13 protein-coding genes are annotated in these 13,407 nt (G+C 43.3%); 7 read left to right on the top strand and 6 right to left on the bottom strand.

Annotated elements, in window-relative coordinates; genetic code table 11:
• The first annotated feature begins 73 nt into the window (after positions 1–73).
• Positions 74–751, top strand: coding sequence for a DUF2057 family protein (locus KIV41_RS02465; RefSeq protein WP_285335606.1), 678 nt, complete (start codon positions 74–76; stop codon positions 749–751).
• Positions 752–821: 70 nt separating this feature from the next.
• Here KIV41_RS02465 and KIV41_RS02460 read toward each other — a convergent pair whose 3' ends face one another.
• Complete coding sequence (locus KIV41_RS02460) at positions 822–1,526, bottom strand: pseudouridine synthase (protein ID WP_285335605.1); 705 nt, start codon at positions 1,524–1,526, stop codon at positions 822–824.
• A gap of 371 nt (positions 1,527–1,897) precedes the next feature.
• Here KIV41_RS02460 and KIV41_RS02455 point away from each other — a divergent pair, with 371 nt between their 5' ends.
• Positions 1,898–4,123: an NADP-dependent isocitrate dehydrogenase gene (locus KIV41_RS02455; RefSeq protein ID WP_285335604.1), complete on the top strand. Its 2,226-nt coding sequence runs from the start codon at positions 1,898–1,900 to the stop codon at positions 4,121–4,123.
• 147 nt (positions 4,124–4,270) lie between these two features.
• On the opposite strand, the gene cspD is transcribed toward KIV41_RS02455, so the two are convergent.
• Positions 4,271–4,489, bottom strand: coding sequence for a cold shock domain-containing protein CspD (gene cspD, locus KIV41_RS02450; RefSeq protein ID WP_010447207.1), 219 nt, complete (start codon positions 4,487–4,489; stop codon positions 4,271–4,273).
• A 698-nt stretch (positions 4,490–5,187) separates the two neighbouring features.
• Here cspD and clpS point away from each other — a divergent pair.
• The 3 genes from clpS to KIV41_RS02435 all read left to right on the top strand — a co-directional run bounded on the left by clpS (position 5,188) and on the right by KIV41_RS02435 (position 8,994).
• Positions 5,188–5,508, top strand: a complete 321-nt coding sequence (clpS, locus tag KIV41_RS02445) for an ATP-dependent Clp protease adapter ClpS (protein ID WP_010447208.1) — start codon at positions 5,188–5,190, stop codon at positions 5,506–5,508.
• 48 nt (positions 5,509–5,556) lie between these two features.
• Positions 5,557–7,827 carry an ATP-dependent Clp protease ATP-binding subunit ClpA gene (clpA, locus tag KIV41_RS02440; protein WP_285335603.1) on the top strand — a complete coding sequence of 757 codons (2,271 nt, stop codon included), beginning with the start codon at positions 5,557–5,559 and terminating at the stop codon, positions 7,825–7,827.
• Between the two features lie 129 nt (positions 7,828–7,956).
• Positions 7,957–8,994: a serine hydrolase gene (locus tag KIV41_RS02435; RefSeq protein ID WP_285335602.1), complete on the top strand. Its 1,038-nt coding sequence runs from the start codon at positions 7,957–7,959 to the stop codon at positions 8,992–8,994.
• A gap of 59 nt (positions 8,995–9,053) precedes the next feature.
• On the opposite strand, the gene infA is transcribed toward KIV41_RS02435, so the two are convergent.
• The 3 genes from infA to aat form a co-directional block, all read right to left on the bottom strand.
• Positions 9,054–9,272, bottom strand: coding sequence for a translation initiation factor IF-1 (infA, locus tag KIV41_RS02430; RefSeq protein ID WP_001040192.1), 219 nt, complete (start codon positions 9,270–9,272; stop codon positions 9,054–9,056).
• Between the two features lie 80 nt (positions 9,273–9,352).
• Positions 9,353–10,054, bottom strand: a complete 702-nt coding sequence (locus KIV41_RS02425) for an arginyltransferase (protein ID WP_010447211.1) — start codon at positions 10,052–10,054, stop codon at positions 9,353–9,355.
• Positions 10,051–10,761 carry a leucyl/phenylalanyl-tRNA--protein transferase gene (aat, locus tag KIV41_RS02420; protein ID WP_285335601.1) on the bottom strand — a complete coding sequence of 237 codons (711 nt, stop codon included), beginning with the start codon at positions 10,759–10,761 and terminating at the stop codon, positions 10,051–10,053. Before aat ends, KIV41_RS02425 begins: the two co-directional genes overlap by 4 nt.
• Before the next feature lie 41 nt (positions 10,762–10,802).
• Here aat and KIV41_RS02415 point away from each other — a divergent pair, with 41 nt between their 5' ends.
• Positions 10,803–11,279 carry a glycine zipper 2TM domain-containing protein gene (locus KIV41_RS02415; RefSeq protein WP_010447213.1) on the top strand — a complete coding sequence of 159 codons (477 nt, stop codon included), beginning with the start codon at positions 10,803–10,805 and terminating at the stop codon, positions 11,277–11,279.
• Between the two features lie 161 nt (positions 11,280–11,440).
• Positions 11,441–12,721: a 3-phosphoshikimate 1-carboxyvinyltransferase gene (gene aroA / locus KIV41_RS02410; RefSeq protein WP_010447214.1), complete on the top strand. Its 1,281-nt coding sequence runs from the start codon at positions 11,441–11,443 to the stop codon at positions 12,719–12,721.
• Between the two features lie 64 nt (positions 12,722–12,785).
• On the opposite strand, the gene KIV41_RS02405 is transcribed toward aroA, so the two are convergent.
• The gene (locus KIV41_RS02405) at positions 12,786–13,034 is read right to left on the bottom strand and encodes a YciN family protein (protein ID WP_010447215.1); all 249 of its coding nucleotides are present in this window, start codon (positions 13,032–13,034) and stop codon (positions 12,786–12,788) included.
• Positions 13,035–13,407 lie beyond the last annotated feature (373 nt).

The raw sequence follows: 13,407 nt of genomic DNA, 5'->3' as shown, positions 1-13,407 counted from the left end.
AAAACCCAGTTTGATATTGTAAGACCCAGCCTAGTGCTGGGTCTTTTTTATTGAAGATAAGGAATATAAGTCTATGCAGTTATCACTAAAAGCAGCAATGGTATTGTCTTTGTTTGCAAGTGCAAACCTGTACGCTGCGACAACTCTGGTAGTGCCTGAGGATGTGAAATTATTGTCTGTAAATATGGAGAAGCCAAAGTTAGAGGGCGGCTTATTTTCAGATGAGAAAACGATGGAGATCCCGGACGGAACAAACCAGATTGTTTTCAAATATCAGCCAGAGTTTGAAATCGGTGATGACATTAAAGGTGTTTATGGTGACGTCATCATAGCCAAATTCGATGCAACAGATGAAGAACTAACGTTCGAGTTACCTAAATTCAAAACTTATCGCCAAGCACAAACAAACATTTCTCCTTTGGCGTGGCAGTTGCTTGATTCTAAAGGGAAGCCAATTGATTTGGTTGAAGACGTATTAGAATCTGATGGCGTTCAAATCGGTCGTAACTATTCTCAAGAGGCACGCAACTACAATATCGCTGGTGGTCTTGCTAGTGTCGCGGTTACTTACGTGACGGTTAACCAACACCAACAAGCGGTAAGCGAAATAGAGCCTAAAGCTCAGGAAATTAAGAGTAGCCAGAAATCCACAACTCAAGACAGCCAAATGGTTGATCTTTTAAAGACGATGTATAACAAAGCAACGCCACAAGAAAAAGAAGCATTTAAGAAGTGGGTCGCTCAACAATAATCGTTATTTGTAGTAGTAAAAGCTAAAAAAGCAGGCCAATGCCTGCTTTTATGTTTTTTGAGGTTTGAAGTTAGAGCTTGATTTCTTTCCACTCTCCGGGCGTTAAATCATTAAGCTGTATATCGCCCATTGAGTAACGAATTAAACGCAGCGTTGGGAAACCGATATGTGCTGTCATACGCCTAATTTGACGGTTTCGACCCTCAATGATGGTAATGGATAACCAAGTCGTAGGGATATTTGCTCTAAACCGGACGGGTGGGGTTCTGTCCCAGATCGCTGGCTCAGGCATCACTTCAACTTTTGCTGGTAACGTCATGCCGTCTTTCAGTTCAACTCCCTTTCGTAGCTTCTCTAAGTCTTCTTCTTGAGGCGCTCCGTCTACCTGTACCCAATAGGTTTTTGGTGATTTCGATTGAGGCTGCGTTAACTTAGCCTGTAAGATGCCATCGTTTGTTAGCACCATCAGACCTTCACTGTCTCTATCCAATCGCCCTGCAGCGTATACATCTTTCACTGGGATGTAATCCGCTAAGGTTTTGCGACCATCCCCATCAGTAAACTGGCTTAACGTGTCATATGGCTTGTTGAAGATAATCACTTTACGATCTTCAGGTGCAATGCGTGGCCTCGCGGGTTTTGAGGAGCGGGTTGTGCGGCCTGGCCTATTTTTAGCTGGTCCATTTGAATGGTTTGGCTTACTTGAGCGTTTAAAATGGCTTGATTTAGATTGGTTGCTGCGGCGACCTTTCTCATGACCCGTGCGAGATGACATGTTAACTACCTTGCAAAAATGTAAATGAACTGTATTTGAAAGTTTTAAGTTTTCTTCTGATCGGCTATCATTTGCGCGCCTAAAACTAACAAAAGCGCACAGAATAATAGACTATTTAGTGTTATTTGTTTAATGATATAGCCAAGTTGCTTTTAGGGCGGTGTTCCTACATAAGCACAGCATAAAAGTAAACTTGGCACAAAGTGTACTCATGGATAGAGAGCCATAGAGCTTCAAACTATAAAAAAGAGTGCAAACCGCATGTCGCGTTGGTGAGGAGAAATGCACTACTAACGTTTAGCAATGCGTCAATTCAACAAACTCAGTTGCTGAGTTGTTCAGCTTAGTTGAGTAAAAAATAGGGAAATTTCATGCCTACAGAAAAACCTACAATTATCTACACAATCACTGATGAAGCCCCGGCGTTAGCAACCTATTCATTACTACCAATCATTCAATCGTTTACCGCATCGTCTGGCATTAATGTAGATACACGTGATATTTCGTTAGCGGGTCGTATTATCGCTAACTTCCCAGAGCATTTAAAAGAAGATCAGCGCATCGGTGACGCGCTAACAGAACTTGGTGAGTTGGCAAAAACACCAGAAGCAAACATCATCAAGCTTCCAAACATTTCTGCGTCTATTCCACAGTTAAAAGCGGCTATTAAAGAGCTACAAGCAAAAGGCTACGAACTACCAAACTACCCAGAAGAACCGAGCACTTACGAGGAAGAAGCGATTAAAGCGACTTACGACAAAATCAAAGGTAGTGCGGTTAACCCAGTTCTACGCGAAGGTAACTCAGACCGTCGTGCGCCACTTTCAGTAAAGAATTACGCGAAGAAAAATCCACACTCAATGGGTGCATGGTCAGCTGATTCCCAATCTCATGTTTCAAGCATGGCGGACAACGATTTCTTCGGTAGTGAAAAGTCGACAACTGTTTCTGGTGCGACTGACGTAAAAATCGAATTTGTTGCTGCTGATGGTGCGGTAAAAGAACTTAAATCAGCATTCCCTCTGCAAGACAAAGAAGTGATCGATTGTTCAGTAATGAACAAGAAAGCGCTTGTTGAGTTCTTCGAGAAAGAAATTGCAGAAGCAAAACAACAAGACGTCCTGCTTTCTCTGCATATGAAAGCGACCATGATGAAGGTGTCGGATCCAGTTATCTTCGGCCACGCAGTTAAGGTTTACTACAAAGACGTATTTGCGAAATACGGCAAGCTGTTTGAAGAGCTAGGCGTTGATGTAAACAACGGTATCGGTGACGTATATGCGAAGATCAATGCGCTACCTGCGGAACAAAAAGCAGAAATCGAAGCGGCTATTCTTGCGGTATACGAAACGCAACCAGCACTAGCGATGGTGGATTCAGATCGTGGTATTACTAACCTACACGTACCAAGCGATATCATTGTTGATGCTTCTATGCCTGCAATGCTACGTGCTTCTGGCCAAATGTGGGGACCAGACGGTAAGCAGAAAGATACTAAAGCAATGATTCCAGATCGTAGCTACGCAGGTATTTACCAAGCGGTTATCGACTTCTGTAAAGAGCACGGCGCGTTTGACCCAACAACAATGGGTAGCGTTCCAAACGTAGGTCTAATGGCTCAGAAGGCCGAAGAATACGGTTCACACGATAAAACATTCATTCTAGATGCAGCAGGTACTGTACGCGTTGTAGATGCTTCTGGTGCAGTTCTTCTTGAGCAAGCTGTAGAAGAAGGTGACATCTTCCGTATGTGTCAGGTCAAAGATGCGCCGATCCAAGATTGGGTGAAACTTGCTGTAACTCGCGCTCGTGCTTCGGGTGCACCGGCTGTGTTCTGGCTTGATGAAGCGCGTGCTCACGATGCAGAGCTTATCAAGAAAGTAAATGCATACCTTCCTGCACACGACACTTCAGGTCTAGAAATTAAGATCCTTGCACCAATCGATGCATGTAAATTCTCTCTAGAGCGTATCAAAGAAGGTCTAGATACAATCTCGGTAACAGGTAACGTACTTCGCGACTACCTAACTGATTTGTTCCCAATCTTAGAGCTAGGTACATCTGCGAAGATGCTGTCTATCGTTCCACTTATGAATGGTGGCGGCCTATTCGAAACAGGTGCGGGCGGTTCAGCTCCTAAACACGTTCAACAGGTAGAGAAAGAGAACCACTTGCGTTGGGATTCTCTAGGTGAGTTCCTTGCACTTGCTGCGTCTCTTGAGCATCTAAGTACAGTTGCTGGCAATGCAAAAGCTCAAGTTCTGGCCGATGCACTTGATAAAGCGACAGGTGAGTTCCTCGATGAAAACAAATCACCTTCTCGCAAAGTTGGTGAGTTAGATAACCGCGGTAGCCATTACTACTTGGCATCGTACTGGGCGAAAGCTTTGGCTGAGCAAGCGGTAGACGCCGATCTTGCGGCAGAGTTTGCACCAGTAGCAAAAGCGTTGGCAGAGCAAGAAGACGCGATTGTTTCTGAGCTAAACAATGCCCAGGGTGTTAAAGGTGAGTTAGGTGGTTACTACTCTCTGGATGACGCTCTAGCATCGACATTGATGCGTCCTAGCGCGACGTTGAACGCTATTATCAACAAGTAACTCTGTACGCGCTACTTAGGTAGCGCGTGTCAAAGACTGATAAAAACAACAAACCCGCTTTAAGCGGGTTTATTTTTCTCTTCATAAAAGCAAGTTGTGTTGTGCTTTGACGAGAGCAAATGGTTTGTCTTTCCGACAGCGCTCTATTTATTTGGCTAGGTCTTCTATTGGTACTACGCTGCTTGCGTGTGAACCTTTTGGACCTTTTTCAACCTCGTATGAGACTTGTTGGCCTGCTTTCAGTGTACGATAACCGTCCATTTGGATAGTAGAGTAGTGGGCGAATATGTCTCCCTCTTCTTGATCCGAACAGATAAACCCAAATCCTTTGGCATTGTTAAACCACTTTACTGTACCTGTAGCCATGCGTTTACATCCCTCATGCATTTTTTACTGATGTTGTTCTTCACTTCGGCCATACCTTTAGCCAAAGTACTTCTCTTAGCAATAATGCTAATACACGTCATTGTTGCGCAAACTCTCAGCGAAGCAGTAAGCCTCCAGCTACAACACCACTGAAAAAATATGCACCAACACATTCCACTGTAGTCAAAGAGGTGAGACAGTCAATAGCAAATATGTACAAAAAACAACATATTTGAAAACAAATCACTTTTGAGATTAACAATTTTGCAATGTCTTTTGTCAATATAATCTGAGAATTAGAGTATCGGTCTATAAGTGTGACTAAGAGTGGTAAAAGATACTATCCACAAGGCTTATATTAGAAAAATGTGTGGTAAGAGTTGAAACTGCATAAATAGTGAAATTAAGAGGTTGCTCGTGGAGTAAATGTGATCTCTGCCTTTTACTAGAGAGGGGGATAAATTCCACCAACGAAAAGTACTCAGTTGCTGGTTTAATAATCGGCTTTTGTCCGTATCAGAAAATCTTTTATTTGCAGCGAGTGAACTGGTGGATTAGGCTCTATGTAAGAGAAAAATTTTATCAATCAAAGTGCATTTAGGTGCCTTATCTCACTACACCGCACGGTATGCTTATGGTAGTCTGTTACGAAGCAGGTAAAACCATCAACCCTTTGATACGATAACTTTTAGATAGCCATGAGTAAAAATTTTGAATGGGTAACTCCAGACTCCGATCTTCTGGAGAAAGAAAGTACAAAAATTCAGCCTCCTAAGCTGTATAACGTTGTACTAAATAATGATGATTATACCCCTATGGATTTCGTCATAGAGATACTTGAGCGTTTCTTTTCACATGATATCGACAAAGCAACGCAAATTATGCTCAAGGTTCACTATGAAGGAAAGGCAGTCTGCGGAACCTTTAGCGCAGAAATTGCCGAAACAAAAGTAGCGCAAGTGACGATGTACTCAAGGGAAAATGAGCATCCGCTACTATGTACTATGGAGCAAGCGTAATAAGAAGACTTGCTCGAGCAACCCAAGTTGTTCTTTCGGGAGGTACTTATGCTAAATAAAGAACTAGAGTCAAGCCTTAACGGTGCATTCGCTCGTGCACGTGATAAACGCCACGAGTTCATGACTGTCGAACACCTCCTACTTGCATTATTGGAAAATGATGCAGCTAAGGAAGCCCTTCTAGCCTGCAAAGCGGACCTTGATGCTTTGCGAAATGAACTCGATATTTTTATCGACCAAACAACGCCGCTCATCCCAGAAAGTGATGAGACGCGCGAAACCCAGCCGACATTGAGTTTCCAGCGTGTACTTCAACGCGCCGTCTTCCATGTTCAGTCGTCTGGTCGCAGCGAAGTAACAGGGGCAAACGTCCTCGTTGCCATTTTCAGTGAGCAAGAATCTCACGCAGCTTACCTGCTTAAAAAGAACGACATTTCTCGTTTGGACATTGTTAACTTTATCTCTCACGGCATTACTAAAGCATCGGGCTCAAGTGAAGATTCTTCTTCGTCTGATTCGTTTGGCTCAGATGCACCTGAAGAAACCAACCCAGAAGAGCGTCTGGAAAGCTTTGCAACTAACCTAAACCAAGTTGCGAAAGCGGGTAATATCGACCCATTGATTGGTCGTGACAAAGAGCTAGAGCGCACGATCCAAGTGCTGTGCCGTCGTCGTAAGAATAACCCATTACTTGTGGGTGAAGCTGGCGTAGGTAAAACGGCTATCGCGGAAGGTCTTGCGTGGAGAATTGTAGAAGGCCAAGTGCCTGAAGTGATTCAAAATAGCGTGATTTATTCCTTAGATATCGGCTCCCTACTGGCTGGTACTAAATACCGTGGTGATTTTGAGAAACGCTTTAAATCTGTTTTGAAGCAGCTTGAAAAAGAAGAAGACGCGATTCTGTTCATCGATGAAATTCATACCATCATCGGTGCGGGTGCAGCTTCTGGTGGTCAAGTCGATGCTGCTAATCTGATTAAGCCTCTGCTAAGCAGCGGTAAGTTGCGTTGTATCGGTTCAACGACGTACCAAGAGTACAGCAACATCTTTGAGAAAGAGCGTGCATTGTCGCGTCGTTTCCAAAAGATCGATGTAGTAGAGCCTTCTTTGGATGATACGACGAAGATCTTGATTGGTTTGAAACCTAAGTACGAAGCTCACCATGAAGTGCGTTACACCAACAAAGCGTTGCGCGCAGCAGTAGAGCTATCGGCGAAATACATTAATGAACGCCATTTACCAGACAAAGCTATCGACGTGATCGATGAAGCGGGCGCTCGCAGCCGCCTAGCACCAGCAAGTCGTCGTAAGAAGACCGTTGGCGTTGCAGACATCGAATCGATGGTTGCTAAGATGGCGCGCATTCCGGAAAAATCAGTGTCGTCTTCTGATAAAGACATTCTGAAGAATCTTGATGACAAGATGAAGATGTTGGTATTCGGTCAAGACAACGCGATTGATGCACTCTCTGAAGCGATTAAACTGTCGCGTGCAGGGCTTGGCGTGGATAACAAACCAGTTGGTTCATTCTTGTTTGCGGGCCCTACAGGGGTTGGTAAAACAGAAGTTACTGTTCAGCTTTCTAAGTTGCTTGGTATCGAACTTCTGCGCTTCGATATGTCTGAGTACGGTGAGCGTCACTCAGTAAGCCGCTTAATTGGTGCGCCTCCTGGTTACGTAGGCTATGACCAAGGTGGTCTGTTGACCGATGCTGTGCTTAAGCACCCTCATTCAGTCGTTCTGCTTGATGAAATCGAAAAAGCGCACCCAGATATCTTTAACTTGCTACTTCAAGTTATGGATAACGGCACGCTGACAGATAACAACGGTCGTAAAGCAGACTTCCGTAATGTTATTCTTGTGATGACAACCAACGCGGGTGTGGCTGAGACTGAGAAGAAATCTATCGGTCTTATCCAACAAGATAATAGTCATGACGCGATGGCGGAAATCAAGAAGGTGTTCACTCCAGAATTCCGTAACCGTCTAGATAATATCATTTGGTTTAATAGCTTGGATGAAGCAGTTATCCATCAAGTAGTTGATAAGTTTATTGTCGAACTACAAGTTCAATTGGATGCTCGTGGCGTATCGATGGAAGTATCACAAGATGCTCGTCATTGGTTAGCGCACAAAGGTTACGACAAAGCGATGGGGGCTCGCCCAATGGGACGTGTTATCCAAGAGCAGCTTAAGAAACCTTTGGCGAATGAACTTCTGTTCGGCTCATTGGTTGACGGTGGTACAGTGAAGGTGACACTAGTGAAAGACGAGCTTAAGTTTGAGTACTTGAGCGAGAAAGAAGCTGCGCTTCACTAACATTATCAGTTAGTCCTGATAAAAGCGTGCGACGAGTCGCACGCTTTTTTTTTATTCTTATAGCACGCTGACGTCGCAAACTAATTCTGTTTTAGTCATGGGTAGGATATGGACTGGAGCGTCAATTCAATGAAACGACTATTAATCGTGCTGTGCTTGCTGTTGGTTGCTTGTGACAATAGTCATTTGCATATAGAGAAAAATACCGCAGTTTTTGAGCCTATAGTCGCTCGCATAGAACGAGGTAAAGCGGCAAACATCCATAGTTTGTTAGTCTGGCAGAATGATCGTTTAGTACTCGAACTTTATCGAGAGGGAAGCGGAAGAAATGGTAATTACCACACCGCTAACTTAGCCGTAGGTCGCGATGTCCTTCATAATGTTCACTCAGTAACCAAGTCGTTTGTAGCCACCCTTATCTTCATTGCGATTGATGAAGGTAAAATAGAAAGCTTAGATGTACCAATTTTTAGCTTTTTTCCTGAATATCAAGCTAGTGATCGAGATAAGAAGCTGAACATCACCCTTCGAGACGTGATGAATATGTCGACTGGCTTTGCGTTGGATGAATTGAGCTCTCCGTACAAGCAGGGCAATATTTTTGCTCGGCACTATAATGCCAAAAACTTGCTTGAGCAGTTTTTGTCTACACCTCTCTCTTTTGAACCTGGAACTCGCTTTGCCTATAGCGGGCTCTCAACCATTGGGCTTTCTAAGGTGATTGAGAAAGTCTATGAAAAGCCTTTTACAAAGGTAATGAAAGAGAAGCTTTTTTCTCCTCTCGGTATTGTTCAGTATCAATGGTTAACTCAATTAGGAAGTGGAGAGCCTGGGGCAGATTGGGGCTTACGCTTAACCTCTACTGATATGGGTAAATTTGGTCTTATGTGGCTGCATAAAGGTGAATATGCGGGCAAACGAGTTGTTGGCAACAAATGGTTTGATGAATTGAGATTGAGCCAATTTACTGGCTATGAAATGGGGTACGGTCTGCATTTTTGGCAAGTATCAAATGTCAATAACGCTGTTGCCGCGATAGGCATTGGTGAGCAATACATTATGATGCTACCAAGTAAAAATGCGGTAATTGTCGCGACAGCAGGTAACTATGATGTCGGTAACAGGCCGGTATTGCAACTCACAAAGGAACTGGCTGAATTGCTTTAGCATTAACTAAAAAACGGAGCAATAAGCTCCGTTTTTTATTTGCATCCGAAAATCTATGATTAACGAGCGCGGAAGACGATGCGGCCTTTAGATAGGTCGTATGGAGTCATCTCTACAGTTACTTTATCACCAGTAAGAATACGGATGTAGTTCTTACGCATCTTGCCAGAGATGTGTGCAGTCACAACGTGACCGTTTTCAAGTTCAACGCGGAACATAGTGTTTGGTAGAGTGTCAAGCACAGTGCCTTGCATCTCAATTACGTCTTCTTTAGCCATTTAATCCTCTTTAGAAATTAGGCGGTATTAGCGCGCTTATTTTGCCGCTAAACAGTAATTATGTAAAGTTGGGGCGTATTCTACCCTTGCCAACGCTGATTTACTAGCCTTTGGTGTCGTTGAAAGCGAGTTTTGTAGTTCATCGCTGGACATTCATCGATCTGATAGCCCAAATATAACCAATCTTTACTCTGTTTTTGACAGTACTCCAATTGAAACAGTACGGCTAATGTACCAAGAGATAAAGGAAAGTCAGGATCAAAGAAGGTATAAAATGCGCTTGCACAATGCTCCATTATATCGGTAACAGCAACGGCTAATAAGCGATGACTTTCGTCATAAATATGAAGGAACCCAGTGGTTAACCATGTCGTTTGAGCAAATCGTTCAAACTCATCTTCTTTTGGGGGGTACATGGTTCCATTTTTGTGCCTTTGGCAAATGTAATGGCTGTAGAGTTCAAACCAACCATCGTCGAGTTTACTTTTCATTTCCCAATAAAAAGTTTGGCCTTTCTTGAGTAACCGCTTTTGACTCTTTGAGGCGACAAAATCCTGCACTGCGATACGAATGGGCTGGCAAGCATTACAGTTTTCACAATGAGGCTTATAAATCGTGTCACCGCTGCGACGGAACCCATTGGCCATCAAAATCTGATAGTTCTGTTCGTTGTGTAGACTAGCATCAAGCGCAACGGCCACGCGCTCTTCACGCTCTGGTAAGTAGCTGCATGGATGATTGTTCGTTAAACCGATACGAATTTGTTGCAGATCCGTGCTCATGATACGACGCCTTGAAGAGTTTGTGGTTCGAATGTTCCCAGATTGGTTTTCTTGTCTCTTAAAGATAGTAGTTTTTGGACGAACTCGTCACGTTCAATTTCAATTGCTCCAAGTGACTTAAGATGCGGGTTCATTACCTGGCAATCGATCAATTGACCCTGGCTTGACGCCAAATGTTCGCATAAATACCACAATGCAATTTTGGAGGCGTTGTCTTTAAGGCTGAACATTGATTCACCACAAAAAAGTTGCCCTACGCTAATACCGTATAAACCGCCAATTAACTTCTCATCGTGCCATACTTCTACAGAGTGGCAATGGCCGCGTTTTGCTAGCTCAATATATGAAGTTTGCATCTCTTCATTGAGCCAAGTTTCTTCTGCTGGGCGAGTTGAAGAGCATAGCTGAATGACGCGTTCAGTTGCGTTGTTTATTGTTACTTTATACTGTTGTTTACGCTGAAACTTTTTTAAGCTTTTGGAAGGCTTAAATGTCAAAGGATCAAATACAGCGCGCGGTGATGGGCTCCACCAAAGAATCGGCTCTCCGGGACCATACCAAGGGAAAATACCTTGATGGTAGCCATTAAGAATACGTTCAGGATTCAGGTCACCACCAAAAGCGAGCAAACCGTTTGGATCGCTCAATGCTTCGTAAGGTGATGGAAATGAGAGCGAATCACCAAGTTCAGTTAGATAGATAGCCATAAAGATAAAATTACCAACATCAGAGCCTATAGGAGCTTATTATGAGCGGAGTAATATTTAATATAAAACGATGGGCATGGATCATACTGTTTTTGCCATTTTTCGCCAATGCAGCTTATGAAAGAAATGTAGCAAAACCCGTGAATCAAGTCGTGTATGGTAAAGTTGATTCTGTGCGATACATAACGCAGCAAGAGATAAAACAGTCACAAAGTAACGGCTGGGAAACATTGCTCGGGGCTACCATCGGTGGTTTAGTTGGTAACCAATTTGGTGGTGGTACGGGCAAAGAAGTAGCGACTGCAGTTGGTGCGCTTGCTGGCGCTGCGGTAGTCAGAAATCGCGGCAATTACGAATATACCGTGGAATACAAGTTGGTAGAGCTGCTGATCAAAGTTGATGGCAACAAACTTATCAACGTAATACAAGACGTTGATAATACTATGTTGTTTTCCCGAGGTGATGATGTTCGAATCTTGTACTTTGATGATGGCGTTAGAGTCGACATTGCCTATTAAGCCAACGTTTGCGCTACAAAAGCAAGGCTGATTAATTATTCAAAAAATAGCTTAGGTTTGCTCTGGTTTTGTGGCGGTTTTTTCGTTAGTCTGAATTTACGAAGAATTGTTTAGCTCTCAAAAACGGTTAAGTTGAGAGCACAAAGGATTATCAACTTTTAATGGAAAGCCTAACGTTACAACCTATCAATAAAATTCAAGGGGAAGTGAACCTTCCTGGGTCAAAAAGCGTTTCCAACCGAGCTTTGCTTCTTGCTGCACTAGCAAAAGGCACCACTCGTTTGACCAACCTTCTCGACAGCGATGATATTCGACATATGTTGAACGCGCTGACTAAGCTTGGCGTTCAATACAAATTGTCTGAAGACAAAACGGAATGTGTCGTAGAAGGTCTTGGCCGACCTTTTTCTGTTTCTGAACCAGTTGAGCTTTTTCTAGGCAATGCAGGTACAGCGATGCGTCCACTTGCAGCTGCTCTATGTTTAGGTGAAGGTGAGTATGTTCTTACCGGCGAGCCTCGCATGAAAGAACGCCCAATTGGTCATCTAGTTACTGCGTTGAAAGCAGCGGGTGCAGATGTAACTTACCTAGAGAGCGAAAATTATCCACCACTAAGAATCATAGGAACGGGACTTAAGTCTGGCTCTGTATCTATTGATGGTTCAATCTCTAGCCAATTCCTTACCGCATTTCTTATGTCAGCACCGTTGGCTGAAGGTGAAATTCGTATCAATATCGAAGGTGAGTTGGTTTCTAAACCTTACATCGATATCACGTTGCACATCATGAAGCAGTTTGGTGTGGAAGTGATTAACAATGATTACCAAGAGTTCGTGATTCCTGCTGGCCAGCAATATGTCGCTCCGGGTGATTTCTTGGTGGAAGGTGATGCGTCATCGGCTTCTTACTTCTTGGCTGCCGCAGCGATCAAAGGTGGTGAAGTTAAAGTCACTGGTATTGGTAAAAATAGTATTCAGGGTGATATTCAATTCGCTGATGCGCTTGAAAAAATGGGTGCAGAAATCGAATGGGGCGATGATTACGTCATTTCTCGTGTTGGCCAATTGAAAGGCATCGATATGGATTACAACCATATCCCAGATGCGGCAATGACCATTGCGACGACTGCGCTGTTTGCTGAAGGTACCACCGCTATTCGTAATGTATACAACTGGCGTGTAAAAGAGACTGACCGTCTATCTGCAATGGCGACAGAGCTTCGTAAAGTTGGCGCAGAGGTGGAAGAGGGTGAAGATTACATCATCGTGAAGCCAGTATCACAGCTTACGCATGCTGCGATTGATACCTACGATGATCACCGCATGGCTATGTGCTTTTCGCTGGTGGCGCTAAGTGATACGCCAGTTACGATTAACGATCCTAAGTGTACGTCAAAGACATTCCCAGACTACTTCGATAAATTGAAAGCATTGAGCTGCTAATTAATCGTATTGAAAGAGAAAAGCCAGAGTGAGTGCTCTGGCTTTTTTATTGAATTTTAATTATTTATTTATTCAATGTGAATTCTTTAGAAAGATGATGCGCTAGGTATTTAAACATGTTGAATACCGCGGTTGTCTTCGGTGTCGGTAGGCCTTTCTCATCCAAGAAATATTCACCTTTAAATACCAAAACATCGTCCTTTTCTTCAACACTTGTTGCACGCATCCCTTCGATAAAGTCATCGTGCTCTTGGATAATTTGGTTTGCAATCAAAAGAAGGTCAAATTCTTCAATGTGTTTTCTGTCAGACATAGCACTCTCGTCATTCAATGAAACTTGATGGGGCGCAGTATACCCTCAATTGTCTTGGGTTTGCAGGCTAAAAACTGTGATTGCGTGTTTTACGAACATCGCACATTAATATAGAGGAATTAGCGAAGCGATTCTCATCTGCAAATAGGCAATATTTCATTGCCATAACTTAAGGTTACGTTCTAATCGCTTATGACAAATTATTTTGTGATGAGAGACAAAATTTATTGAATTCGACTAGCGAGAGGAAACTTTGCCTGCTTAGTATATGCCGCTCAAGACCTTTTGCAGAACCCTGACTTGTCAAAGTATAAAGGCGATGAATTGTCAACCAATCGGATCTGAATTTCAAAAAAGCAGTTGATCTTCTTTT

It is taken from the genome of Vibrio sp. D401a (genome assembly GCF_030248515.1).
Classification (GTDB): domain Bacteria; phylum Pseudomonadota; class Gammaproteobacteria; order Enterobacterales; family Vibrionaceae; genus Vibrio; species Vibrio rotiferianus.
The sequence above is the reverse complement of the archived record's forward strand: the minus strand, read 5'-3'. Positions and strand labels throughout refer to the sequence as shown.

Excerpts from the sequence above, each read along its gene's own strand:
- KIV41_RS02465 (WP_285335606.1), top strand. The coding sequence starts at position 74 with ATGCAGTTATCACTAAAAGCAGCAATGGTATTGTCTTTGTTTGCAAGT.
- KIV41_RS02460 (WP_285335605.1), bottom strand. The coding sequence starts at position 1,526 with ATGTCATCTCGCACGGGTCATGAGAAAGGTCGCCGCAGCAACCAATCT.
- KIV41_RS02455 (WP_285335604.1), top strand. The coding sequence starts at position 1,898 with ATGCCTACAGAAAAACCTACAATTATCTACACAATCACTGATGAAGCC.
- cspD (WP_010447207.1), bottom strand. The coding sequence starts at position 4,489 with ATGGCTACAGGTACAGTAAAGTGGTTTAACAATGCCAAAGGATTTGGG.
- clpS (WP_010447208.1), top strand. The coding sequence starts at position 5,188 with ATGAGTAAAAATTTTGAATGGGTAACTCCAGACTCCGATCTTCTGGAG.
- clpA (WP_285335603.1), top strand. The coding sequence starts at position 5,557 with ATGCTAAATAAAGAACTAGAGTCAAGCCTTAACGGTGCATTCGCTCGT.
- KIV41_RS02435 (WP_285335602.1), top strand. The coding sequence starts at position 7,957 with ATGAAACGACTATTAATCGTGCTGTGCTTGCTGTTGGTTGCTTGTGAC.
- infA (WP_001040192.1), bottom strand. The coding sequence starts at position 9,272 with ATGGCTAAAGAAGACGTAATTGAGATGCAAGGCACTGTGCTTGACACT.
- KIV41_RS02425 (WP_010447211.1), bottom strand. The coding sequence starts at position 10,054 with ATGAGCACGGATCTGCAACAAATTCGTATCGGTTTAACGAACAATCAT.
- aat (WP_285335601.1), bottom strand. The coding sequence starts at position 10,761 with ATGGCTATCTATCTAACTGAACTTGGTGATTCGCTCTCATTTCCATCA.
- KIV41_RS02415 (WP_010447213.1), top strand. The coding sequence starts at position 10,803 with ATGAGCGGAGTAATATTTAATATAAAACGATGGGCATGGATCATACTG.
- aroA (WP_010447214.1), top strand. The coding sequence starts at position 11,441 with ATGGAAAGCCTAACGTTACAACCTATCAATAAAATTCAAGGGGAAGTG.
- KIV41_RS02405 (WP_010447215.1), bottom strand. The coding sequence starts at position 13,034 with ATGTCTGACAGAAAACACATTGAAGAATTTGACCTTCTTTTGATTGCA.